Origin of the sequence: Arcobacter sp. LA11 (genome assembly GCF_001895145.1) — a bacterium.
Classification (GTDB): Bacteria; Campylobacterota; Campylobacteria; order Campylobacterales; family Arcobacteraceae; genus Halarcobacter.
On sequence record NZ_BDIR01000001.1, the window covers coordinates 173076 to 196619 of the forward strand.

The following is a 23544-nucleotide window of genomic DNA, read 5'->3' on the forward strand; positions in this document are numbered from 1 at the left end:
CAAAAAAATTAATGATAAATATTGAAGGATGTGGTTTAGGATTAAGAAGTGATTTTCTTTTAGATGTAAAAAAGAGTAATTTTCAACCTGATTGGTGGGAAGTTACTCCAGAAAATTGGATGCATATGCCAAAACTTTTTGAGAAAGCATTTGAAGAAGCAGTTTTTTCTAGACCTACAATAGCTCATGGTTTATCATTATCAATAGGATCTGTTGACAAACTCAATCGTAAGTTTGTTAAACAGGTCAAAGAATTTTTAGATAGATACAATATAGAATACTATTCTGAACATCTTTCTTTTTCATCATTTGATGGAAAACAATCTTATGAACTTCTACCTGTTCCAATGACTAAAAAAATGGTAAATCATATTAGTGATAGAGTAAAAGAAGTTGAGGATATTATTCAAAGAAACTTAATACTTGAAAATGCTACATATTATTATGTACCTTATTCTGAGATGAGAGAAGTTGATTTTATAAACGAAGTACTTGAAAAGTCAGGTGCAAAAATGCTTCTTGATGTAAACAACGTTTTTGTAAATTCAGTAAATCATACTTTTAAAGCTAGAAAATTTATAGATGAAATTGATAAAAGTAAAGTAGCGTACATGCATATGGCAGGACATTTTCATGATGAAGATTCAAATATGAAAATAGACTCTCATGGTATGCCTATAAACTCTGGAACTTGGAAGTTATTAGAATATACTTTAAAACAAATAAACGCTCCTGTTATGATAGAAAGAGATAACAATATCCCTCCTTTAGAAACTTTAGCAGATGAGTATAAGCAGATGAAAAAGATTGTTAAAAGAGTTCAAAATGGCTAAATCTAATATGATAGAAAAAGATATTCAAGGTAGATTTTTTGATATTTTAATAGACCAAAAAGATGGCTTTGATGGTACAGTTTTGAATGTGTACCAAAAACTTGTTTTTATGAGATTTGATGAGGTTATTAGAAACTCTATGCCTTTATTTGTTGAATATATATCAAATGCCGAAATAGAAAAAGCTATCATACTTTTTATGAAAAATACGCCTGAAACTCCTTTTGTTTGGCAGGTTCCCAATGATTTTAGAAAGTTTGTAAAAAAAGCAAAACTATTCCATGATAGAAAATATTTATATGAACTTTTATATTATGATTGGATAGAAGTTGAAATTTATATGAGAGAGTATAAATTAAAAAAGTTAGACAAGTTCAAGTGGAAAAATAGTTATACTTTTTCAAAATCTGCAAGAATTAAAAAATTTCAATATGATTTGATAAACTCAGATTATCAAACAAAAAGAGAAAATTATGTATTGATTTATTATGATTTTGATGAAAATACAGTTGTATATAGGGAAATTAACCCTTTAATTTTTTATCTATTAAAATCTTTAGATAATAAAGATACAATTGAATCTAAACTAAAAATATTATGTAAAGAGAATGAAATAGATTTAAAAGAAGCAAAAACACTTTTAAAGGCTTCTTTTGAAGAGTTATATAAAAAGAGAGTTTTCTTTTAATCCTTTCGCAATCTAGTACAATACAGAGAATCTTTTCTGTGATATAATCTTTTATGGAAAAAAATATTATTCATTCTGCAAAATTTTGGAAACCCGATATCCAAGAAGATGTTATATTATATAAAGGTCATTTTAATACTTTTGAATTTGATAAACACGTCCATGAAGAGTATACAATTACTTTAGTTCAAGAAGGTAGGATGAAAGCCTTTTTAGATGGCTTTTCCCATAGTTTTAACAAATCAGCAATATTAACTCTAAATCCTGATGAAGTTCATGCTTGTAAAACTTCAAATAATGAAGGATATAAGTATAATTCTATTTATTTTAAGTCCTCTATTTTTGAGAAAATATTTGAAGATTCTTCTTCTAAAAATATATATTTTAAAAAGAATACTTTAGAAAATAAAGAGATATATAGAAAATTGTCTTTTTTAGTTTCTCAAAATGAAAAGGATTCTATTTCTAAGTTAGATTTTGAGTGTCAATTTATTGACATTTTAAAAGACATTGTGTATTTAAATACGAATAAAAATACGCAAAGTAATACATCTGGTAATTCATCACTTATCCTAAAAGCAAAAGAATTTATGAATGATAACTTCTCCCTAGATTTAAGTTTAGATGATATTGCAAATGAATTAAATGTTTCAAAATACCATCTACTAAGGCTTTTTAAGGAAAAAACATATCTTTCTCCTCATACGTATTTGATGTTAAGAAGAGTAGAAAAAGCAAAACAAGCTTTACAAAATGGTGAATCAATTATAAATACAGCATACCTTTGTGGATTTACTGACCAAAGTCATTTAAATAAAAGATTTAAAGCTATAACTGGACTTACCCCAGGCTCATATAAAAGTTTCTTTAATTAGCAATATTGTACAAGATTTTTTTTCTTTTTATAGCTAAAATATTGTTATGAAAAATGATTTTAGAAATGGTTTTATAGCTAATATCCCAATAGGTTTTAGTGTTTTTGCATATGGTTCAGTATTAGGAATATTATGTACTCAAAAAGGTGTTGAGTTTCATGAATTGATATTAATGAACTTTTTTATTTTTGCAGGTTCTGCACAATTTGTTATGGTAGATATGTGGAGTAATACTTTAGATATTTTAGGAATAATTCTTGCTGCACTTATGATAAATCTTAGATATTTTTTAGTTGGAGCTTCTTTAAACTCTTTATTTATCTCAAGTAATAAAAAAGACAAATTTAAATATATGCATCTTGTTGCAGATGAGAACTGGGCTATTACTATGGGTAAATTAAAAACAGAAGAACTTACTCCTCTTTTTTTATTTGGTGGTGGAGTATCTATATTATTTACTTGGTCTTTAGGAACTATTAGTGGATATACCTTAGGAGAGTTTATAACACAGCCTTCAAAATATGGCTTAGACTTTGCTTTTGTTGCTATCTTTACTGCACTTGCATTTAATATGTATAAAGGAAGAGAGGATTTAATTCCTTGGCTTATAACAGCACTTTGTGCAGTAATATGTGAGTATTTTATTCCTGGAAAGTTTTATATAGTTATAGGTGCTGTTTGTGGTTCAATTAGTGCTGTGTACTTACATAAAAGGCAAATAAGTGAATGACATAGATTTAACTGCATTATTTGTAATATTTTGTGTTGCAATAGGAACTTATAGTTTAAGAGTTTCAGGATTACTTCTTTCTAATAAATTAGTAAAACATGAGAATATAAAAATATTTTTGGACTATTTACCAGCTACTTTACTTTTATCTCTTGTTGTCCCTTCTATTTTAAAAGAAGGAGTTATAGGAGTCGTTGCGATACTTTTTATTGCTTTATTTATGTATAAAACACGAAGTATTCTATTATCAATGGTTATAGGTGTTTTAATTGTAGCAATTAGTAGGAATTTCCTATAATATACATAACTTGCATATCTCCATATCCATAGATACTGTATTTTTTAGATATTTTCTGAAAAAGTTTTTTGAAATCATTCTCTTCAATACTTAGTTCAATCAACTCTTTTTCAACTTCTTGCATATTTATAATAGCTTCTATTGTTTTTAATATAAAAGGGTAGTTACTTTCTAAAGCTTTTCCCTCTTGTCTCATCTTAGTATATTGCTTTTTAGTGAATAAATCCCATAGCTTACAAAATATTTTAACATCTTCTTTTGAAATAGTGATTTTCTTTTTGAAAGATTCTTCTCTTTGTTCTTTATTAGAAAAAGAACAGTTTTGATTTTCATTAGGTATGACTAGATAGAAGTCATTAGTATCTATTTTATTTTTTAAAAGATTTAGTAAAAACCAAAAGTTAACTTGACAGAAAACATCTTTTCCAAACCAAAGGTTTATGATTGATTTTTTTTCAATGGCTTTTATTTTTTCAAATTCACTTAGACCTTTAAGGTAGTCTTCTTTTGAGCAAGCTTTGTATTTTTCACTTATAAAATTTGCTCTTTTTTCAAAAAAAGAAGTTTCATCTTTTTCTTCAATAGGACCTTGTATTAGAGCTTCTCTCATAATTAAAAGATTTGAATATTCATTTTCTAAAGTTTCTTTTAGACAATCACCATTTAAAATATGATATTCCATTTTTATCCTTTATACGCAGAGTTTTTTCAACATTCTTTGAGTGTAGATATATGCAAATATAGCTGCAGTATAAATCATGATTAAAACTCCAACCCATAAATAGATATAATCTAAGGCTAACCATATCACAAAGATATAAGCTACTAAAAATTTAGCAATTATTTGTCTATAAAGGGCAATGTATAAAATCATTTTTGGTTTTTTAATTGCTTGTAAAGTGGATACACAGATAAATAAAATTACATAAGCGTAGAAAATCCAAACTTCTACTAATATATAATCAAATCCATATGCAATAACTTCTAAATCATTATCAAACTGTTGGATTATTATTTTTCCAAAGATATATAGAAAAACAATTCCAAAGGTTGATATATAAAAACCATATTTTAAAGCCTTATTAAGCGTCTCCTGAACTCTATCGTACTTTTTAGCACCAAAGTTATTAGAAACTATAGAAAGTACTGCTGAGCTTAATCCTAGAGCTGGTAAAAGCATAAGTTGTTCAACTCTAAATCCTATTCCATAACCTGCAACTGCTTTTACACCATATAAAGAAACAAAATACATTAAGATAATAGAACCAAGAGCCATAATTAGCATGTTCATACTAGATGGTATTCCTTGTGTTATCAAGTCTTTATATATCTTTTTATGCGGTAAAAAATATCTTAGATTATCAAAGTGTATCATCTTTGTTTGCATTACTTTATAGAGCATATATACAATATTTATTAGTTGAATTAAAACTGTTGCAAGAGCAATTCCTTTTATTCCCATTGCAGGAATAAATAAGAATCCATAAATAAATATTGGGTTTAAAATTAAGTTTGCAAAAAATCCAAATATCAAAGTATTTCTATATGTTTTAGTATCACCCTTTGACATTAAAATTGCATTTAAAGCAAAGTTAGTCATAAAAAATATTGTTCCTGCTAATATCACATTCATATAATCTAATGCAGTATCCAAATAAGCTCCACTAGCTCCAAGGAGTTTAAAAAGATAGGGAGAGGTAATAAAACCTACTATTGTTAGTACAACAGCAAGCATTTGCATAAAGAATATACCTTTATGTGCGTATAATGAAGCTAGAAAGTGTTTATTTTTTCCATTTGCATTTCCAATTAAAGCAGTAATAGCTGAAGAAAAACCATAACCTAATCCAATAACTGTAAAGAAAATCATAAAAGATAAAGATAAAGCTGAAATAGCTTCTGTAGAAATAAGACCTGCGTAGAAAGTATCTACAACATTGTACATAGTGTTAAAAAACATACCTGTACTTGCAGGTATTGCTATTTGTTTTATAAGTTTAGGAATATCATCTGTTATTAAGTGTTTTGAGTTTTTTATTCTTCTACTCATAATTTAGAACTGAGGGTTAGTCCTCAATTCTAATCATTACTGGTTTAGCAGTAACTACACCAGCTTCTTCGATTGCATTTAAAGCATCAACGATGTCTTTTTCAATTGAAGTATGTGTAGAAAGTAAAAGATGTGCACAAGTTCTATTTAGTGGCTTTTGAATCATCTTTTCGATTGAGATATTTTTATCTCCTAAAATAGTTGCAACACGTGCTAAAACTCCAACTTTATCTTCAACTCTAAGTCTTAAATAGTATTTTGTTTGGATGTCATCTTTTGACATTAGTGTTAAATCTTCACCATGTGATGATTCAAAACCAAGCATTGGTGAACCTTTTCCACGTCTTGCAATATCAACAATATTTGCAATAACAGCTGAAGCTGTAGCATCACCACCTGCTCCTGGACCATAATACATAGTTTCTCCAACTTTGTCTCCTATTACAGAAACACCGTTCATAACACCATCAACTTTAGATATCATTTCATTATTTGGAATAAATACAGGATGAACTCTAAGTTCAATTTCTGAACCTATTTTTTTAGCAATTGTTAGAAGTTTGATTGAATAATCAAACTCATTTGCAAAATCAATATCTTCAGGTGCAATATCTTGGATACCTTCAATTAAAATATCTTCAGGTTTCGCATCAATTCCATATGCAATAGAACCAAGAATTAAAAGTTTGTGTGCAGCATCAAATCCACCAACATCAAATGTTGGATCAGCTTCTGCATAACCTAACTCTTGAGACTCTTTTAAAATAGTTTCGTAATCTACACCTTCATTTATCATTTTTGTAAGCATATAGTTACAAGTACCATTCATGATACCTCTGATAGATTGGATGTGATTTGCTGTTAAACCTTCTCTTAAAGCATTAATAATTGGAATACCACCAGCAACTGCTGCTTCGTATTCAAATGGAGTTTCACCTGCAAGTTCTTGTAATTCATATCTATGATATGCAAGAAGTGCTTTATTTGCTGTAACAACTGCTTTACCATTCGCTAAAGCTTTTTTTACAACTTCGAAAGGCTTTTCAACTCCACCCATAAGTTCAACAATAATATCAATTGAATCATCGTTTAAAACTTTTTCAATATCATCCGTTAATTCAACTGTTACACCTCTATCTTTAGAAAGATTATTAACAACCCCAATTGCTGGTGTTATTTCACATCCAGCACGTGCAGTGATAATATCCTTATTATCTCTTAAGATGTTTGCAACACTTGCTCCAACAGTACCAACTCCAATTATTCCTACTTTCATTATCAATTCCTATAAACTATTTAAATATTTCTTTATATTTTTTGCTGCTTGTCTAATTCTTTTTTCATTTTCAATTAAAGCAATTCTCACATACTCATCACCATAGTGACCAAATCCAATTCCTGGACTTACCGCTACTTTTGCTTCGGTTAGAAGTTGTTTTGAGAATTCCATACTTCCAAGATGTCTAGCTTTTTCAGGAATTCTTGCCCAAATAAACATAGAGGCATTTGGTTTATTCATTTCCCAACCAGCTTCTTTAAATGCTTCAAGCATTACATCTCTTCTATAATTATATTTTTCAATGTGTTCTTGAACACATTCTTGTGGTCCATCAAGTGCAACCGTAGCTGCAACTTGAATTGGTGTAAACATACCATAGTCAAGCCATGATTTGATTCTTTTTAATGCACCAATTAGTCTTTCATTTCCAACCATGAAACCAACTCTCCATCCTGCCATATTGTATGACTTAGATAGAGTAAATGATTCAACAGCAACATCAAGTGCACCTTCTGCCTCAAAAATTGATGGCGTTTTATAACCATCAAAAGTAATATCAGCATAAGCAATATCAGAGATGATATAAAATCTCTCTTTTTTAGCTAAATCAACTAATCTTTGGTAAAACTCTGGCGTAACTGTAGCACACGATGGATTGTGTGGAAAGTTAACAAGTACATATTTTACTTTTGGAATAGATTCATCAAGTGTTGTCTGAAGTCTTTTAAAGAATAAATCTTCATCAACTCTAAAATCATCACCAAATGACAATTCAAACTTATGAATTGCTGCACCACTTAGCATAAATGCATATGAGTGGATTGGATAAGTTGGGTCTGGAACAACTGCTACATCTCCAACATTTACAATAGCTTGAACTAAGTGAACATATCCCTCTTTTGAACCCATAGTTGCACAAGCATGTTTATTTGGGTCTAAATAGTCAACCCCATATTTTCTTTTATACCAATTACAAATTGCTAATCTCAATTTGTAAATACCAGCAGATGCCGAATAACCATGATTTTTTGGTTTATCTGCTGTCTCTTTTAATTTATCTATAATATGTTGTGGCGCTGGACCATCAGGGTTTCCCATTGAGAAGTCTATAATATCCTCACCCTCACGTCTAGCTTCCATTTTGATGTTATTTACTTCTGCAAACACATAGTTTGGAAGCCTTTTCATTCTTTCAAATTCTATTTCTGGAAACATTTTTCTCTCACTCCTTAATAATTACACTTAGACCACGTTTTATATTCGCTAATGTGTATATATCATTTATTTTTATATATTTCGTTTCTTCTGGCACTTCTAAGTTAATACTTTTATGTGCTTTATCTTCTTTTACAATATCTAAAATATTTAGATGTCTATCATAAAATACTACCGATGGAAACCATTGATTCCCTGGTCTAGATAAAATATTTATACTATTTGCTTTGTTTATTTTCACAAAGTATGGTTTCAATGGCTTTCTAAATCTAACTTCTTCACCAGCTGTAATCAATCTAGCTTTTGACAAAGTAGAATTTGATGTATTAATCGTATACATCCACTTTGTATATCCCTCTTTTTTGATATCAACGATTAAGGAGTTGTGTTTAAATAACTCTTTTGATAACATAAGAGGGTCGATGGCGGCTTCGGTTTTTAGCGTTATTGTCCATTTTAGATTTGTATTTTCATCATAGATTAATTGTTTTGTAAAATAATGGTAATACCCTAACGCTTTTAATGAGTCAGAAATAATTTTAAGTGATTTTATAGGATCGTGACTTACATTAAAAGTAATAACTACATTTTGGGGAGAGTTAAATCCTACTCTTAGTAGACCATTATGCTTTAATTTCTCAATTACAGGTATATAATTTAGTGAACCATTTTTATAATAAGCACCTTTATTTGAGAACAAATGATCGATAAGACCTTTATTTACTCGATATTCATCGTAACCAATTATATTAATTATTTTTTCATTAAAACTGTTTGCCTTTAGTGATACAAGTAATATTATTGTGCTTATAAATATTTTTAACATGGTTCTTTTATCTTTATTTTTTTAGTGTATACATCAAGATTGCAGCTGCTACAGATGCATTTAGTGAGTCAAAATTATTTGACATGCCAATAGATACTTTCAAATCAAGTTTTTTTATAACTTTATTTGAAATTCCTTCTCCTTCATTTCCTATTACTAAAGCAACTTTATCTGTTTGCTCTACTTTTCCATATTTTTTTAAATCAATTCCATCCATTGTTGCACCAATAAGTGCAAAACCATATTGTTTTAATTCATTTGCAACATCAAGTGTATTTTCTGTTTTACAAAATGGAATATCTAACATAGCCCCAGAACTTGTCCTTATAAGACCTGATTCTTTTAGTGTTTTAACACCAGAAGCGATAACTCCATCAACACCTAATGCATGTGCAGATCTTAAAATTGCACCGATATTTCCAACATCAGTTAGTCCATCAAGTACAACAACAAAGTTTAATTTTTTCATTTCTTTAAAGTCTGTATATTCAAAAATAGAAATTTTTAAAAAATAACCTTGGTGATTTCCACCTTTTGCTAAAGCTTGTGCTTTTTGGTTATCAAGTTTATGTATTTTCTTTCCAAGTTTTAAAAACTTTGAAAATAACTTTTTTTCTATCTCTTTTGAAAAAAATACTTCTTCAATTATTTCTGGGTGATTTTCGAGTACATACTGTACTACTTGTTTGCCATATATTATCATGGCTAGATTTTATCTAAATATTGTTGATAAATCTCTTTCACGTTTTTGCCAGTCATTTTGGCTATTAGTTTAGCTTTTACTTTAGGTGCTATATCAAGGCTTTCTATGTCAGAAAGTGTAAGTTGTTGACCTTCAAAATTTGTAGGTTCAATAACAATAACCCACTCCCCTCGAATGTTCTCTTTTTTAAAAATTTCAAAAAGATTTGAAGCTTTATTTTTATAAGTTTTTTGATGAAGTTTAGTTATTTCTTTTGCTAAAAAAACAGTTCTATTTTCATCAATATTTTTTATCTCTTCAATCGTTTTTAGCAGTCTATGTGGTGACTCGTAAAGTATTGGTAAGATTGAACTTTCCATAACTTGTGCTAGTTTTTCTTTTCTTTCTTTCCCTTTATGAGCTAAAAATCCAAAAAATGTAAATTCTGTATGTTCAAATCCACTCATTGCAAAAGCAGTTAGTACAGCATTTGCACCAGGAATTACATCATAAGTTAAATCATTTTCAATACAGTATTGTACTAATGAAGCACCAGGATCTGAGACACAAGGCATACCTGCATCACTTACATATACAACATTTTTTTCAAAATCTTCTTTTGTTAGTGTTTTTAAAACTTGTTTTTCATTATGTGAATGAAATGATTTAAAATCATTACAGTTAAATTCTAGATTTTCTCTTTGGGATAAAAGTTGAAGTAGTTTTTTTGTGACTCTTGTATCTTCACAAAAAATAAGTTCTGCCTCCAATAGGGCATTTATAGCACGCTTAGAGATATCCTCTAAGTTTCCTATCGGAGTTGGAACTAGTGTTAACACAATACTAAATAAAAAAGATTATTTAGCTGCGTATTTAGCTTTGAATTTCTCAACTCTACCAGCAGCATCAACAATTTTGTGCTCTCCAGTAAAGAATGGGTGACAAGCATTACAGATATCTATTTTCATAGTTTCAACATTTGATTTAGTTTCAAATGAATTTCCACAAGCACAAGAAACTGTACAAGTTTTATAATCTGGGTGTATATCTTTTCTCACTTCATTTTCCTTAAAATAATTAATGTCTAACAAAAGGTCGAATCTTTGTCGCCCTTTATTAAACTCTTTTAAAAATGGACGCGTATTATACTGAAAAATACTTAATTATATCTGAATTTAAGTTATTTATTATATTTGAAGTTTTATTTTGAAATTGACTTTTATTGAAAGTATTTTGTCTTTTTGCTAGTTTTGCAGTGTTTAAAGAGATTTTATCTTCTAATTGTTCTTTTGTTAATTTACCATCAAGATATTCAAGTGTTTCAATAATTCCTATTGAACTCATACAATTAGGACTTCTTCTATAAAGTTTCTCTAGAAATATTACTTCATCAATGATACCTTCTTTTATCATTAGATTTGTACGAAGAGCTATTCTTTCTCTTAGTTTTTCCCTATCCCATAGTATTTCAAAAATTTTTAAATCTTTAGTTATAGGTTCTTTGGGATTGAGTTCAAAGTATTCTGAAGGAGTTTGTTTTGTCTGTTTGTAAATAGAATAAGCTTTTTCTATTCTATATTTATCATTTGATGCAATTTTACTCATATACTTTTTATCCAGTGAATATAGAAGTTCATAGGCTTTATCTAAAGGAATATCTAGTTTAATATTTTCTTTTATTCCTGTTGATAAACCATCTATTAAAGCTTTTAAATAAAATCCTGTTCCTCCCACAATAATCAAGTTTTTATCATTTGTTTTGGCATATTCTTTTGCTTTTTTATAACAATCAATAAACTGTATTACATCAAAGTTTTCATTTGGAAAAATCTCATCAATCCCAAAATGAAGAATATCTCCTCTTTCTTCTTTTGTAGGTTTAGCAGAAGCTATATCTATTTGTTTATAAACAGATAAAGAATCTAGAGATAGTATTATTGAGTTTGTTTTTTGAGCTATTTCTAAAGATAATCCAGTTTTACCTGAAGCAGTAGAGCCAATGATTGCAATTTCTTTCATAAAAAAGATTGTATCAAAAAAAAGATTTTAAAGAGTCTAAAAAACGGGAGAGACCCGTTTTTTATTTTTGTTATTATAATCCTAAAGATTCTAATGTTTTAAGTGTTAATGCACCTTGATTTAAGTTTTTATCTTTTTGGTATGCATTTACAGCAGCTTTAGTTTCAGAACCATATACACCATCAATCATAGTGATGTTGTATTTTTTATTTTGTAAAGCTCTTTGTAATTTAGCAACTACATCAGGAGTTGTATTTGTTTCACATAAGATTTCTTGCCATCTTAAGTAAGGCTCAGCATTTTTTACTTTTGTTTGGTATGTTTCATAAACTGCTGGAACAGCTACTTTATTCTCACGTGCAGGAGTATCTATAACTCTTGTTTTTACCATTTTACAAATTGCAGGAATTTTAACTTCTTTAGTTGTTGCAGGAGTTGCAAGAACTTTTTTAGCTACAGTTTTGTAAACAGCAGGAATTTTAACTTCTCTTGTTGTTGCAGGAGTAGCTAGAACTTTTTTAGCAATTGTTTTGTAAACAGCAGGAGTTTTAATCTCTTTAGTAGTAGTTTCTGTTGCAAGAACTTTTTTTGTAATAGTTTTGTAAACAGCAGGAGTTTTAACTTCTTTTGATGTAGGAGCATTATTAAGTGCTCTAGTTTTAACTACTTTGTAAACAGCAGGAATTTTAATCTCTTTAGTATAAGCATCTTTATCTAAAACTTTTTTAGTAACAGTTTTATAAACAGCAGGAACTTCAACTAAACACATGATATCTCCAGTAGAGTTATCAACTTTTTCAATTTCACCTCTACCTTTTTTCCATGTAGTATATGCTGGAGATACTAAAACTTTTTCAGTAACAGTTTTATAAGTAGCTGGCATAGTAACTAATTTTGTTTTTTCAGGTTCTACCATAATTTTTTCACTATCAAGTTTATAAGTAGCTGGCATAGTAACTAACTTAGTTTTTTCAGGCTCAACCATAATTTTTTCAGTAACAGTTTTATATGTAGCTGGAACAGTTACTAATTTAGTCTTTTCAGGTTCTACCATAATTCTTTCAGTAACAGTTTTGTATGTAGCAGCAACTGGAATTAACTTAGTTTTTTCAGGCTCAACCATAATTTTTTCAGTAACAGTTTTATATGTAGCTGGAACTGGTACTAACTTAGTGCTAGCTTCTCTAATTGTTACTTTCTTTTCTACAACTTTATATGTTGCAGGTGTAATTGTAATATTAGATTTAGCTTCTTTAATTAGTCTTTTCATTGGTTTAGTTTCATATTTAGCTGGAACTAAAACTTTTGCGTAACACTCTCCTGCTTGGGCATTTGGTGGTACAAGTGAATTTGCAACCGCATTACCATCTTTAGTCTCAACTTTTGACATCATTGGTTTAGAAGCAGAGTTTTCAAGAGATGCGATTCTCTGTTCTTTTGTTTCTAACTGTTGAGTTAACTTTTTAATTTCTTGTTCTTTTTGCATTAACGCTTCACTTGAATTGTTAGTAAAAGAACAACCTGTAACACTGATCATAAGTGCAGCAGCTACTGCAGATATTTTTAAATATTGAGTCATTGTTTCCCTTTTCTTTAATATGTGAGAGTATATTATCATAAAAATAATAAAATAATTGTGTAATTAGTAATAAAATTGGTAATTTTATGATATAATTTTCAAAATTTATAAAAATTAGGAGTGAAAATTGAAAAAGTTAATAGCATCTTCAATTATTGGATTAGGGTTAGCAAGTAGTTTATCTGCTGCAGATTGTATTATGGTTCCAGATTTAAATGTAGAATTTAAAAATGATTCAACAGTATATATGAATAATGAAGAGAGACAAGAAGTTGTTGAATTCGCAAAGTTCTTAAAGAAATCAGGTCTTTATGCAATAGTAGAAGGTCATACAAGTAAGTTTGCATCGGCAATGTATAACTATGATTTATCTCAAAGAAGAGCAGTTAAAGTAAGAACAGAACTTATTGCTTTAGGTGTAAATCCAAAGCAAATAAAAGGTATGGGATTTGGTGAAAGTTCACCTTTATATGATAATAATACTGAAATTGGAGCACAAAAAAATAGAAGAGTTATAGCTGAGGTTTTTAATAATTCATCTGAGTTAATTAGCTATGCTTCATCTGAAAAAGCAAGAATTTCTAAAATTAAATATCAAGAACAATAATAATAAGTAGATAATTATTTTATTATTAAATGTAACAAAAAAATAATTATAAAACATTATTTTTAAACTAAAATTAAGATATAAACCTATAAAAGTTTTTTAGAAGTTTGTATCTTAATTTATTTCTTTTTTGATATACTTCAATTTATGAATAAATTATCAAAACTTTTAAATGACTTCAACGAACTAGTAATGTTCAAACACTCAATTTTTTCTTTACCATTTATTTTTATTGCAATGGTCGTCTCTTCTGTTCAGATAAATGGAACAGGATGGTTTGGATTTAAATTATTAGTATTAGGAATACTAGCTGCAATAAGTGCACGAAACTTTGCAATGGGTTTTAATAGATATATGGATAGAGATATCGATGCTTTAAATCCTAGAACAGTAAATAGGCCAAATGTAGATGGTAGAATCTCTGCAAAACAAATGTTGATTTTTACAATAGGAAATGCACTGTTATTTATAGTAGTTGCTTTTTTTGTAAATGATTTAGCTTTATATTTATCAATACCAATACTTTTTATTATTGGCTCTTATTCGTATTTTAAAAGATTCTCTTATTTAGCACATATTATTTTAGGTATTTCTTTAGCCCTTGCTCCAATTGCTGGAGTTGTAGCAGTAAGCGAAACTATTCCTTTATGGTCTATTCTTTTAAGTATAGGAGTTATGTTTTGGGTTGCGGGATTTGATTTATTATATTCTTTACAAGATATTGAAGTTGATAAAAAATTAGGTTTACATTCAATCCCTAGTAAGTTTGGCGCAAAAAAAACAATGAATATTTCAAAAGTTTTTCATTTTTTTACTGTGGTATTTTGGTTACTATTTGTAATTAGTTCTGAAGGTGGATTATTTGCATATATTGCAGTACTAGTTGGGGCTATTATGCTTACTTATGAACATATTATTGTAAATAGAGATTTTACTAAAATTGATAAAGCTTTTTTTACTGTAAATGGTTACTTAGGAATAATATTTTTCATATTAATCATAATTGATTCAATTTGAGACATTTCTGTTACAATTATTAAACCTCTCTTAAAATATTTTTGACTATAATTAAATAATTTATTTTCGGAGATTCTAAAATGGGAAACAAACTTAAAGAGGTAACTTATCTAACCGTCAAAGACTTAAAAAAACATGATATTATACTTCCAGGAACTTACTCTAATACATTTGAAGGGATAGCAAAAAAATTAGAAGTAAATTTTGATAAAGAAAATATAATACTAAAAGACTTACAACAAGATGTTAATCATGTAGATACAATCGTAAAAAGAGCAAATGAAAATCTTACTACTTTGCATAAATCTACTTGTGATGCACAAAAAGCAATAAAAGATAAAGATGATGAATCTTTAAAAGCTATTAATAGTGAACTCTCTAAAATGCAAAAACAAATTGATTTTTTACAAAAAGAGCTTTTTTCTGACCCTTTAACAGGAGCATACAACAGAAAATGGTTTGCAGATTATTATTTACAAGATGAAAAATTTCAAAACAATGGTTTTATTGCTTTTATAGATTTAAATAAATTTAAAATTATAAATGATCAATATGGACATATAGTGGGAGATCAAGTTTTAAAGTATCTAGTGAAATTCTTACAAAATGAGTTGATATATCCTGGTGTAGATGTTGTTAGATATGCAGGAGATGAATTTATTGTATTATTTGATAAAGAAAAAACTGCATCTTTAAATGTAAATAAAATCATGAGAGAAGCACAGAAAAAACTATCTGAGCAAAAATTAAAGTCTGCAAAAATAAAAGAATTGAAATTTTCATTTTCTTATGGACTAACAAGTTTTAAAACAAATCAAGATGTAGAACACATTCTAGATATTGTAGATGATTTAATGTATAAGAATAAAGAAGAAAATAGATAAGAGCTTCTAAAAAAGCTATAAGTTTATCTATGCTATGATTCGACTTTAATTTTTAAGCGCGTCTGTGGCTCAACTGGATAGAGCACTGGGTTTCGGCCCCGGTGGTTGTGGGTTCGAATCCTACCAGGCGTGCCATTCTATTTGAAACTCCTAAATATAGGGTTTCTTTAGACTTCAACTTTTCTGGGTGTCATTTCGGTGACGTTAAGTGTCTACACTTTTCCAAAACATTCTCCAAAATTTTCATTTTTAACTGGAATATATTCAGAATATTTTTCTAATGTAACTTTAACATTTTCATGTCCCGCAATTTTGCTAACATATGTTATATCTTCGCCATTAGATATTAATGTACTAATAAAAGTACCCCTTGTTTGGTGTAAATTTCTATAATTAACATTTGCAGACTCTAATATTTTAATCCAAATTTGTTCTCTAATTTTCCCAGCACTATGAAAATGCTTATTAGATTTTTTTGTTAAAAAAACGTAAGAATTTTGACTTCCAGTAATTTTATATTGATTTTCCAAATACGGAAGTAGTATCTTTATGATAGGAATAATTCTTCTACTCTTAGTAGTTTTTAGAATATTTTTATGATTACCCTGAACAATTTGTTCTCTTACAGCAATAGTATTATTTTTAAAGTCTATTGATTCCCATTTTAAGCCTATTAATTCTGAAGCTCTTAATCCAGTAAAGAAAAATGTAGCTAACATATTTTTATCTTGATGTTGAGCAGTATTAAGAATCTTACTAATTTCCTTTTGATTAAATGGTTTTAACTTAACTCTATTGACTTTTGGATTTTCTGTTTCTTTCAGTTTTTTAGCTTTTGAAATAGGATTAAACTTAATAATACTCTCTTCAATTGCATCTTCATACATGCTATTAATACAACTTCTTATTTTTAATATTGTAGCTTTAGCTAAATGTTCTTTTTCTTGAAGATTATTTTGCCAAATTGTAATCTCACTACTTGTGATTTTATCTAGCTGTTTATTTCCAAAAGGAGCTTTCAAATATTTCAGATAGTTTTTTTCATGAGCATATATTGTAGATGAACATCTCCCTCCTTTTCTTAATTCGAAAGATCTCTCCATATACTCATTAACTGTTGGAATTTTACTGTTTGTGTTTTTAAAGAACTCACCACTTATAATTTTATATCGTAAAATTGGCATATATTGTGTCTCTGCAATTTTTCTATTTGCAGGTGTATCTTCAAGGTCTAAAGACTTTCTGTATCTTTTTCCATTGTGTGTGAAATTAACCCACAAAGTCTTTTTTATACCTTGCTTATTCTTTGATTCTTTTGTGTATAGTGTCATTGTGTTATCTCCTTTTTATTTGGTAACCACAAATCAACCATAAATACTTAATAATTATAGTTCATTTGTAGCTAAAAGACACTTAACTAGGCGGCTATAGAAGAAATAATATCTTCTATAGTCATATCAATGTTTTGTTGAATATGATTTTCTTTATCTGATATTCCCATAACCCATCTATCTAATGCTTCTTTATCAAACATTCTTTTTCTTTCTCTTTGAAAGTAGTGAATACTTGAAATAAATTCACCTCTCTTAATCATTGAATCAATAGAGTCTTTTGAATAACCTAAGTAATGAGCAGTTTCAATTGTTGACAACCATCTCTTTTCAATTTTGTTTTCAATTTTTTCATTTAATTGTTGTAGTAATTGATATATTTTTGGTATTTCATCAAGTGTTTCAAAATTAACATTCATCAAGGACTCCTTATTTGATATTTTTGATTAAAAAATCAATTTCACTTTTAAAGTCAGCATTCAATTCATTTTTGAATTTTTTAGCTTCTTCAACATTGACTGTTATCTCATTTTGGATTTTTGAAATAGATAATTTTTTAGATACTTCAAGTAAGTCATACATAAATATATTATGAAGTTTCTCTTTCATTGATTTTTCGTTAGTCTTGTCTTCTTTTAATACTTCTGATATCTTAAATTCTTTTTTTTCCAAATTTTCTTCAATTATGATAGATAAGTTATCCATTTCATTTGCAGATAGTTTAGAGATTTTTGATAATTCAATCCCTTTTATCTGTTCCTTTTTATCTAGTCTTGAAAGCATGTTTTTAAGTGAAGGAGATTTTCTATGTATTGGTTCCACTTGTGAAACTTTATTCGTAATACTTTTAATTGTACAATTCAAACTTTGAGCCATATGAGTAGAAAATGGTTCGATTGTTTCTACTCTTTTTTCTTTAGATAATGAATTGTTTTTACTTTTAAATGCTTTTGTAGCTGTTGGATGAAGTGACTCATAAATCTCTTTCTTATCTAGAATAAGATTATTTTCTTCCCATGGAGAAAGTTTTTTCCTAACTAGGTTTTCATCAATTTTAATAAGCTCTTCTCTCAGATTATTTTCATCTATGACGATGCATTCTATACATTCATAGTCTAATCTATCACATGCTGCTAATCTATTATAACCACTGAGAAGCTCATATTTTTTATTAATCGTTATTGGATTAATAAGTCCAACTTCTTTGATTGAGTGTGATAACTCTTGTATTATTTTTTCATTTTGTCCATTGATTTTTTCTTGTGAATATTTTATTTCCATAATAGGAACATATATGATTTCCATTTTTTATCCTTTGTATTTTTAATTTGATTAAGCTACTAGTTGGCTTGGACTGTAATCTGTATTATTTAAGTTTGAAGGTTTATGTAGTAAAGAGTTTTTAAATAAAATTAACTCTTTAACATCTTTTACTTTTCCATTTAATTTATTACTAGTAACTTCTTTTCTAATAAAGTCACCAACTTCGATATCAAATTTGTTTGCATAATAATTTAATATTGGATGAGCATTATTGTTATAAATGAAATTAATATTTTCTAACTCTTTTATGATTTTTAAATGGTCAAAGTAAAGATTGTAATTTATGACACAATCTTCTAGGTCTCTAGAAGTCATATTTGATAAATGTTCTTCACTTAGTATTTTTTTTCCCTCCTGAATGTAAGGAACATCAAGGTTGAATAAAACATTAGGGTTACCTTTAAATTCGTCAAGTATTTCAAAAAAATCCTGGTTTCTAAATTCAATTTCTACTTGATTATAGATTTTAGAAAATTGTCTGATTTTTGGAATTTGATTAAAAAGAACACTATGATATCTTTCAATATCATAGACTTTATATGTAAATTTAAAATCAGTATCTCTCGCACCTTCTGAATTGTCATATTTTGGAATACCTGAGAACATCACCCCTTGAAGGAGTAAAAAAATAACACTTGTTCTAATGCCAAACTGATTGTTTTTTTGAAGTTGCATAAACTTTTCATTTAGTTCAAAATGAATTTGTTCATATTGTTCTAATCTAAGAATAAGCCCACCATATTTTTTAATGTACTTTGTTCTAATAATCTCTGAATATTCAGAGATTAAAGCTTCAGAGTTATTTCTAATATCATCATGTACTTGAACAAGACAAGGGTTAATATCATTTACTATGACTTTTTTAACACCACTTAGAATTAATGAATCCATTAAAACTATTGTTGAATTCATTGCCCCGGCAAAGCCATCAATGAAAATGTCAAAACTTTTTCCAGTTTTTTCTATTTTCTCTAGATATAGTTTTTCAAAGATATAATTTAGTTCAACTTTCATTTTTTGTTTTGAACCAGGGTATTGGAAAACAACTCTCACCCCTTTATAAAACAAGTAAGAAAAGAAGATAAAAGTTTTTGTGAACTCTTCTTTAGATATTTGATTTTGTATTAATTTTTCTTCGAGGATTTGAATATCCTCTTTTAATAATTTTTTCATTATTAACTCCTAAAAGAAAACTTTTCTGTTTTAGAAAAGTAAGATTAGGAACTTAACTTTGACAAAACTGTAAAGTTAAGTTCAGTCAGTAGTCTTAAAGAATAAAATCTCGTTTAACAGTAAGTTGTAAAAGAAGTAATCACATATGGAAGTCAAGTGATTATTTACACAGTGTGTTTCACACCAAAGAGATTTTTTTGTTATTAACTCATTGAATTAAAAGTTAATCTCTTCACATAAAAGATTTGAATTTAACTCAGAAGTTTTCAACCAAAGACTGCTATTAGTTGGACTTTTTGAGTAAGTCTTTTAAATTGAAGAAATTGTATGAAATTAGAGTGGGACTAATCCCTCTAAGTAAAGATTTGCTAAACTATTTGAAAAGAATTTGGAAATTTATATGGAAGAAGAATTTAGAGAGTTAAGTGAAAAGGATTTAACTTATAAACCCCGAAAGAATTATTCTTATATTATTGCTAATGTAATACTTGAATCTATTTGCTATCACAATAAAATAAATGAACCTCTAGAGGTATATCAATTTAAAGATATTGAATTTTATAACTGGATAGATGGAAATGAAGATATTCTTGAAGTTTTAAATAAAAGTACAAATATATATAAAGAAGCAACAAGAATTATTAGGATATTTAATTTAGTTAAATATAAACGTCCAAAATATGAACTATCAACAGAGAAATGGTTTAAGGAAAGAAGTTTTTCAATTGAAGATAATACAGTATTGAAAGAATTGATGCCATTACTATTGTACTACGTTGGAAACTGTTATGAAGGTTCTTATACTTTATTTTTTGAAAAATTAGATTTTTTAATTGAGTATGTTATTAAACCAGCAATAGAACATAATGAATCTTTTGAAAAAGAAAGAAGTGTGATAGATAGTATTAATAGTTTGGAAGAAGTTTTAATATTAGATGAAGATAATAATGAAGTTTTTGTTGTGGCTATTAAAATAAAATTATCTAGAGCTTCAAATAATAAGGTTGAAAAAATCTTAGTCTATGAGGATAATGAAGATTCTTCCATAAAAGAAACTTCTATTAATAGAGTAGTTTTAAAACAAAAAATATCTAATGAGAAAATGACTAGTAGTTCTTTTAATTCAATGTTATCTTATAAATCAAATTTTACAGATTATGAAGATAGTTATAATGGATATATTGAAGCTTTACTTGAATGTGATAGCTATATTTATGAATATTTCCAACTTAAACCTCTAAAAAATATGCAAGTTTTTGATACAGAAGAAAGAAAAAAAGAACTTATAAGAAATGAAATATATCCTAACCCAAAAGACAATAAATTTTACATCATTGCTGATGATACTGAAGAAAGGATTTTATCGACAGTTCTCCATTGTCTACCACATGCAGCTATTTTAGAGAATGATTATTTAAATGAAAAACTTATTCAAAAATTTAAAGACTATTCAAAAGGTGTAGGTTTTGATATTTGTCCTCCTCCAAATAATTCAGATGAACCAAGTTCAGATTTTAAAAGTGAAATAGAAGATAAAAATTCTGAAAAAGAAGAGAATAAAAATAAACAATCTTCCCCAAGTGATGAAGAGAATATAATAATGAAAGATTTAAATAAAAATATTTTTTAAAAGTCTTGTAGTCAAAATGACTACAAGCTTAATTAACGTTATTTAGATATAAAATTCGTTTATCTGTTTGTGGGTGTTCTGCTAGTAATCTCATTAGCACGGATTCATTTGTTTGATAAGTCCCTTCAATCTCTTTAATAGTTTCTAAGGCTTCAATCATAGAATTATTAGGAGATGAAGCCATCCCTATATAATCAGCTAAATGTTCCGCTTGTTTTGAAGCAAAAGCTCTTACATAGTTTAGAATATAGTTAAAAATTGATATTAAAACAAAAATGACTTTTGCAGTCAAATAAATAGGAAACATAAATATCAATAAGAAAATATTCTTTTTACTAAAATTAAGTAAATGTGTTGAGATATAATCAGAAGTATATTGAGCATAAGGAATAAAATAAATGATTGAATAATCTAATATTTTATAAATAGCGTCTTTATTAAGGATATGTCCTATCTCATGTCCTATAATTGCTTGAAGTTGATTCTCTTCACTTTGTTTAGTAAGTCCATCAAAGACAACAATAGCTTTACCATTTAAATTACTTATCGCAAAAGCATTATAGATATCTTCTTTTGAACGAATTAAAATAATATCCTCTGATAGATTTAAAGCTGATTTAGCTTTTAAATAAGCTTTTCTAACTTTTTCAGTTAGTTCATCTTCATACTCTTTATTTAAATCTATTTCTATTATTTCATCTTGTAATTCTAAATTGTCTTTGACAAGTGAACGAATATCTTTTTTTAAAGTTCTATTTACTTGAAATAAAATCAATAAAATAGTAATAATTAAAGGTAAATCATAAACATATTGATACCACTGTGCTTTTGCAATAGTATGTTTTAGTAAGGTTTCGTGTAAAACCATAAAAGGAACTGTTATTGCTGTTTGTAAGATAAAAAATGAAATTACAAATATCACAATTAAAGAAATCCACTTTTTAACTGAGGTATTTTTTGTTTTACTTAAATCTATACTACTGTTTTGCATTATCTGCTCCTCTTACTTTTAAACTATAAACGATTTTATCGCCAACTTGTATTTTTTTTCTTTCCATAATGTACTCCTTTAGCTTATACATATAAGTATAATATTATTGATGATACAAAAATTATATTTAAAGATAAATTATACATATATGTATTATTGATTTTTCTTTTAATGGCGTAAAATTCTTTTTAATTATACATATATGTAAAAAGGTTTTTAATGTACAATTTCACACAAGAAGAACTAATAAAGTTTCATAATAAAATTTCTGATAATGTGAAAAAGGTAAGAAAAGAAAAAGGTTATACTCAACTTGATTTATCTTTGGAGTTAGGTATGAAAAACTCTAGTTTTATTTCCCATGCTGAAAATCATAAAATTGAAACACATCATTATTCAATAGAACATCTATATAAAATGTCAGTTATTTTTAAAGTTGAATTATCAGCGTTTTATTAATTACAGAAAGAAAATAACCCTAATTCAAATATAAATTATTATACTCCTTATTTAAAATAGGCTCTTTCTTTTTTTCAATTAAAGAGTCCAAATATTCATTAGTTAAATTATCTCTTTTTAGTTCATTTTCAAAGATTGTTTCAAAGTCAATTTCCTTCATAATCTCTTTTGAGGTATCAACAATTTTTTTTAAATGTTCTTTCATATTATTGGCATCTCTATCCCAAGATTTTAAATATAGTTCTGAATTTTGAGTAATACCTATATGTTTAGAAACAATATAAGCAACACTTTCTCGTTCTCCCTCTTTTTGTGAAGTATCTAAATGTATCTTTTTATAATTATCTTGTCCGTGCATTAAATGGTGTCCTAACTCGTGGAATAGTGTTCCAACTTTTGAATTTAAAGACTTTTTAGAATTTGAGTTTATAACTATATGTTTATTACTAATTTGATAGTAACCTCCAAGTGATTCTTTGAGTTTTTTTTCTTCAATACTTACGTTAAATTTCTTTTTTACTTCTTCGTATAATTCTTGTAACATTTCTTTTGAAATTGTTGAGTATGGATTGCTATATGATAAAGGTTTTATTTTTTCTAACTCTTTGGCATTAGTTTGAGAAACATCAAACACTGGTACTAAAATAAATGATATATCAGTTTTGATTTTTTGATTATTATTGTCAAGGATATATTTATATCTTCCTTTACTATCTTTTATTGCTTTATTATTCTCATCTCTTTGAACTTTATAGTTTTGTTTTGGAGCAAAGACTTTTAAAGCTTGTCGTCCTTTATTAACCTTTACTTCCATATTTTGCCATTGTTTAAAACTTGATACATAAGATAAGTCCATAGCTCTTAATTGAGCTTGTGAGTTTAATAACCAGATATTGTTAAATGAATAGTTGTTAAATCTTGCAACATTAGAGTAAAACTCTTTTACTATCTCTTCTGTTTTAGGATTATCAAGTTTTTTAATTAATTCTTCTAAATCTTTTTCAATATTAAATTGTTTTGTATCTATTTGTTTATTTTCATTTTTTGACATAGTT

26 protein-coding genes and 1 tRNA gene are annotated in these 23544 nt (G+C 27.6%); 11 read left to right on the forward strand and 16 right to left on the reverse strand.

The window, feature by feature from the left end; genetic code table 11:
• The first annotated feature begins 11 nt into the window (after nucleotides 1–11).
• The 5 genes from BT997_RS00875 to BT997_RS00895 are packed head-to-tail and all read left to right on the forward strand — an operon-like array spanning nucleotide 12 to nucleotide 3424.
• Nucleotides 12–833 carry a DUF692 domain-containing protein gene (locus BT997_RS00875; protein WP_072679497.1) on the forward strand — a complete coding sequence of 274 codons (822 nt, stop codon included), beginning with the start codon at nucleotides 12–14 and terminating at the stop codon, nucleotides 831–833.
• Nucleotides 826–1521 carry a hypothetical protein gene (locus tag BT997_RS00880; RefSeq protein WP_072679498.1) on the forward strand — a complete coding sequence of 232 codons (696 nt, stop codon included), beginning with the start codon at nucleotides 826–828 and terminating at the stop codon, nucleotides 1519–1521. Before BT997_RS00875 ends, BT997_RS00880 begins: the two co-directional genes overlap by 8 nt.
• Before the next feature lie 53 nt (nucleotides 1522–1574).
• Entirely contained in the window at nucleotides 1575–2396 is an 822-nt protein-coding gene (locus BT997_RS00885; RefSeq protein ID WP_072679499.1) for an AraC family transcriptional regulator, read from the forward strand.
• Nucleotides 2397–2442: 46 nt separating this feature from the next.
• A complete protein-coding gene (locus tag BT997_RS00890) occupies nucleotides 2443–3126 on the forward strand; it encodes an AzlC family ABC transporter permease (RefSeq protein ID WP_072679500.1) in 684 nt (227 codons plus the stop codon).
• Nucleotides 3119–3424, forward strand: a complete 306-nt coding sequence (locus BT997_RS00895; RefSeq protein ID WP_072679501.1) for an AzlD domain-containing protein — start codon at nucleotides 3119–3121, stop codon at nucleotides 3422–3424. Before BT997_RS00890 ends, BT997_RS00895 begins: the two co-directional genes overlap by 8 nt.
• Here the strand turns inward: BT997_RS00895 and BT997_RS00900 are convergent.
• From BT997_RS00900 to BT997_RS00945, 10 genes are all read right to left on the reverse strand, one after another.
• Entirely contained in the window at nucleotides 3405–4106 is a 702-nt protein-coding gene (locus BT997_RS00900) for a DUF1835 domain-containing protein (protein WP_072679502.1), read from the reverse strand. The two genes, BT997_RS00895 and BT997_RS00900, sit on opposite strands and share 20 nt — an antisense overlap.
• Before the next feature lie 9 nt (nucleotides 4107–4115).
• Entirely contained in the window at nucleotides 4116–5474 is a 1359-nt protein-coding gene (locus BT997_RS00905; RefSeq protein WP_072679503.1) for an MATE family efflux transporter, read from the reverse strand.
• Nucleotides 5475–5490: 16 nt separating this feature from the next.
• Nucleotides 5491–6753, reverse strand: coding sequence for a homoserine dehydrogenase (locus tag BT997_RS00910; protein WP_072679717.1), 1263 nt, complete (start codon nucleotides 6751–6753; stop codon nucleotides 5491–5493).
• A 6-nt stretch (nucleotides 6754–6759) separates the two neighbouring features.
• Nucleotides 6760–7968, reverse strand: a complete 1209-nt coding sequence (locus BT997_RS00915) for an LL-diaminopimelate aminotransferase (protein ID WP_072679504.1) — start codon at nucleotides 7966–7968, stop codon at nucleotides 6760–6762.
• 7 nt (nucleotides 7969–7975) lie between these two features.
• Entirely contained in the window at nucleotides 7976–8794 is an 819-nt protein-coding gene (locus BT997_RS00920) for a hypothetical protein (protein WP_072679505.1), read from the reverse strand.
• A gap of 13 nt (nucleotides 8795–8807) precedes the next feature.
• A complete protein-coding gene (gene rlmB, locus BT997_RS00925) occupies nucleotides 8808–9497 on the reverse strand; it encodes a 23S rRNA (guanosine(2251)-2'-O)-methyltransferase RlmB (RefSeq protein ID WP_072679506.1) in 690 nt (229 codons plus the stop codon).
• Nucleotides 9498–9499: 2 nt separating this feature from the next.
• The gene (gene rsmI, locus BT997_RS00930) at nucleotides 9500–10315 is read right to left on the reverse strand and encodes a 16S rRNA (cytidine(1402)-2'-O)-methyltransferase (protein WP_072679507.1); all 816 of its coding nucleotides are present in this window, start codon (nucleotides 10313–10315) and stop codon (nucleotides 9500–9502) included.
• An 18-nt stretch (nucleotides 10316–10333) separates the two neighbouring features.
• The gene (rpmE, locus tag BT997_RS00935; RefSeq protein ID WP_072679508.1) at nucleotides 10334–10534 is read right to left on the reverse strand and encodes a 50S ribosomal protein L31; all 201 of its coding nucleotides are present in this window, start codon (nucleotides 10532–10534) and stop codon (nucleotides 10334–10336) included.
• Between the two features lie 85 nt (nucleotides 10535–10619).
• Nucleotides 10620–11495 carry a tRNA (adenosine(37)-N6)-dimethylallyltransferase MiaA gene (gene miaA, locus BT997_RS00940; protein WP_072679509.1) on the reverse strand — a complete coding sequence of 292 codons (876 nt, stop codon included), beginning with the start codon at nucleotides 11493–11495 and terminating at the stop codon, nucleotides 10620–10622.
• 73 nt (nucleotides 11496–11568) lie between these two features.
• Nucleotides 11569–13074, reverse strand: a complete 1506-nt coding sequence (locus BT997_RS00945; RefSeq protein WP_072679510.1) for a peptidoglycan-binding protein — start codon at nucleotides 13072–13074, stop codon at nucleotides 11569–11571.
• A gap of 127 nt (nucleotides 13075–13201) precedes the next feature.
• On the opposite strand from BT997_RS00945, the gene BT997_RS00950 reads away from it, so the two are divergent.
• From BT997_RS00950 to BT997_RS00965, 4 genes are all read left to right on the forward strand, one after another.
• A complete protein-coding gene (locus BT997_RS00950) occupies nucleotides 13202–13681 on the forward strand; it encodes an OmpA family protein (RefSeq protein WP_072679511.1) in 480 nt (159 codons plus the stop codon).
• A gap of 147 nt (nucleotides 13682–13828) precedes the next feature.
• The gene (gene mqnP / locus BT997_RS00955) at nucleotides 13829–14698 is read left to right on the forward strand and encodes a menaquinone biosynthesis prenyltransferase MqnP (RefSeq protein ID WP_072679512.1); all 870 of its coding nucleotides are present in this window, start codon (nucleotides 13829–13831) and stop codon (nucleotides 14696–14698) included.
• An 80-nt stretch (nucleotides 14699–14778) separates the two neighbouring features.
• On the forward strand, nucleotides 14779–15582 hold the full coding sequence (locus tag BT997_RS00960) for a GGDEF domain-containing protein (RefSeq protein ID WP_072679513.1): 804 nt from the start codon (nucleotides 14779–14781) through the stop codon (nucleotides 15580–15582).
• Nucleotides 15583–15640: 58 nt separating this feature from the next.
• Nucleotides 15641–15717, forward strand: a tRNA-Arg gene (locus BT997_RS00965).
• A gap of 77 nt (nucleotides 15718–15794) precedes the next feature.
• Here the strand turns inward: BT997_RS00965 and BT997_RS00970 are convergent.
• The 4 genes from BT997_RS00970 to BT997_RS00985 all read right to left on the reverse strand — a co-directional run bounded on the left by BT997_RS00970 (nucleotide 15795) and on the right by BT997_RS00985 (nucleotide 19409).
• Nucleotides 15795–16913 (reverse strand): site-specific integrase, encoded by a 1119-nt coding sequence (locus BT997_RS00970; RefSeq protein WP_083568351.1) that lies wholly within the window; start codon nucleotides 16911–16913, stop codon nucleotides 15795–15797.
• Between the two features lie 86 nt (nucleotides 16914–16999).
• Complete coding sequence (locus BT997_RS00975) at nucleotides 17000–17332, reverse strand: helix-turn-helix domain-containing protein (protein ID WP_072679514.1); 333 nt, start codon at nucleotides 17330–17332, stop codon at nucleotides 17000–17002.
• Between the two features lie 10 nt (nucleotides 17333–17342).
• Nucleotides 17343–18218, reverse strand: a complete 876-nt coding sequence (locus tag BT997_RS00980) for a ParB N-terminal domain-containing protein (RefSeq protein ID WP_072679515.1) — start codon at nucleotides 18216–18218, stop codon at nucleotides 17343–17345.
• A gap of 27 nt (nucleotides 18219–18245) precedes the next feature.
• The gene (locus tag BT997_RS00985) at nucleotides 18246–19409 is read right to left on the reverse strand and encodes a hypothetical protein (RefSeq protein WP_072679516.1); all 1164 of its coding nucleotides are present in this window, start codon (nucleotides 19407–19409) and stop codon (nucleotides 18246–18248) included.
• Nucleotides 19410–19809: 400 nt separating this feature from the next.
• Here BT997_RS00985 and BT997_RS00990 point away from each other — a divergent pair, with 400 nt between their 5' ends.
• The gene (locus tag BT997_RS00990; protein WP_072679517.1) at nucleotides 19810–21039 is read left to right on the forward strand and encodes a hypothetical protein; all 1230 of its coding nucleotides are present in this window, start codon (nucleotides 19810–19812) and stop codon (nucleotides 21037–21039) included.
• Nucleotides 21040–21067: 28 nt separating this feature from the next.
• Here the strand turns inward: BT997_RS00990 and BT997_RS00995 are convergent, their stop codons facing one another.
• Complete coding sequence (locus tag BT997_RS00995; RefSeq protein ID WP_072679518.1) at nucleotides 21068–22030, reverse strand: M48 family metallopeptidase; 963 nt, start codon at nucleotides 22028–22030, stop codon at nucleotides 21068–21070.
• A 219-nt stretch (nucleotides 22031–22249) separates the two neighbouring features.
• On the opposite strand from BT997_RS00995, the gene BT997_RS01000 reads away from it, so the two are divergent.
• Nucleotides 22250–22489 (forward strand): helix-turn-helix domain-containing protein, encoded by a 240-nt coding sequence (locus tag BT997_RS01000; protein WP_072679519.1) that lies wholly within the window; start codon nucleotides 22250–22252, stop codon nucleotides 22487–22489.
• 19 nt (nucleotides 22490–22508) lie between these two features.
• Here the strand turns inward: BT997_RS01000 and BT997_RS01005 are convergent, their stop codons facing one another.
• Nucleotides 22509–23540, reverse strand: coding sequence for an ArdC-like ssDNA-binding domain-containing protein (locus tag BT997_RS01005; protein ID WP_072679520.1), 1032 nt, complete (start codon nucleotides 23538–23540; stop codon nucleotides 22509–22511).
• Nucleotides 23541–23544: the final 4 nt, after the last annotated feature.

What these genes read in the sequence shown, in the direction of transcription:
- BT997_RS00875 (WP_072679497.1), top strand. Translation starts at nt 12, where the DNA reads ATGATAAATATTGAAGGATGTGGTTTAGGATTAAGAAGTGATTTTCTT.
- BT997_RS00880 (WP_072679498.1), top strand. Translation starts at nt 826, where the DNA reads ATGGCTAAATCTAATATGATAGAAAAAGATATTCAAGGTAGATTTTTT.
- BT997_RS00885 (WP_072679499.1), top strand. Translation starts at nt 1,575, where the DNA reads ATGGAAAAAAATATTATTCATTCTGCAAAATTTTGGAAACCCGATATC.
- BT997_RS00890 (WP_072679500.1), top strand. Translation starts at nt 2,443, where the DNA reads ATGAAAAATGATTTTAGAAATGGTTTTATAGCTAATATCCCAATAGGT.
- BT997_RS00900 (WP_072679502.1), bottom strand. Translation starts at nt 4,106, where the DNA reads ATGGAATATCATATTTTAAATGGTGATTGTCTAAAAGAAACTTTAGAA.
- BT997_RS00905 (WP_072679503.1), bottom strand. Translation starts at nt 5,474, where the DNA reads ATGAGTAGAAGAATAAAAAACTCAAAACACTTAATAACAGATGATATT.
- BT997_RS00915 (WP_072679504.1), bottom strand. Translation starts at nt 7,968, where the DNA reads ATGTTTCCAGAAATAGAATTTGAAAGAATGAAAAGGCTTCCAAACTAT.
- BT997_RS00920 (WP_072679505.1), bottom strand. Translation starts at nt 8,794, where the DNA reads ATGTTAAAAATATTTATAAGCACAATAATATTACTTGTATCACTAAAG.
- rlmB (WP_072679506.1), bottom strand. Translation starts at nt 9,497, where the DNA reads ATGATAATATATGGCAAACAAGTAGTACAGTATGTACTCGAAAATCAC.
- miaA (WP_072679509.1), bottom strand. Translation starts at nt 11,495, where the DNA reads ATGAAAGAAATTGCAATCATTGGCTCTACTGCTTCAGGTAAAACTGGA.
- BT997_RS00945 (WP_072679510.1), bottom strand. Translation starts at nt 13,074, where the DNA reads ATGACTCAATATTTAAAAATATCTGCAGTAGCTGCTGCACTTATGATC.
- mqnP (WP_072679512.1), top strand. Translation starts at nt 13,829, where the DNA reads ATGAATAAATTATCAAAACTTTTAAATGACTTCAACGAACTAGTAATG.
- BT997_RS00960 (WP_072679513.1), top strand. Translation starts at nt 14,779, where the DNA reads ATGGGAAACAAACTTAAAGAGGTAACTTATCTAACCGTCAAAGACTTA.
- BT997_RS00970 (WP_083568351.1), bottom strand. Translation starts at nt 16,913, where the DNA reads ATGACACTATACACAAAAGAATCAAAGAATAAGCAAGGTATAAAAAAG.
- BT997_RS00975 (WP_072679514.1), bottom strand. Translation starts at nt 17,332, where the DNA reads ATGAATGTTAATTTTGAAACACTTGATGAAATACCAAAAATATATCAA.
- BT997_RS00980 (WP_072679515.1), bottom strand. Translation starts at nt 18,218, where the DNA reads ATGGAAATCATATATGTTCCTATTATGGAAATAAAATATTCACAAGAA.
- BT997_RS00985 (WP_072679516.1), bottom strand. Translation starts at nt 19,409, where the DNA reads ATGAAAAAATTATTAAAAGAGGATATTCAAATCCTCGAAGAAAAATTA.
- BT997_RS00990 (WP_072679517.1), top strand. Translation starts at nt 19,810, where the DNA reads ATGGAAGAAGAATTTAGAGAGTTAAGTGAAAAGGATTTAACTTATAAA.
- BT997_RS00995 (WP_072679518.1), bottom strand. Translation starts at nt 22,030, where the DNA reads ATGCAAAACAGTAGTATAGATTTAAGTAAAACAAAAAATACCTCAGTT.
- BT997_RS01000 (WP_072679519.1), top strand. Translation starts at nt 22,250, where the DNA reads ATGTACAATTTCACACAAGAAGAACTAATAAAGTTTCATAATAAAATT.
- BT997_RS01005 (WP_072679520.1), bottom strand. Translation starts at nt 23,540, where the DNA reads ATGTCAAAAAATGAAAATAAACAAATAGATACAAAACAATTTAATATT.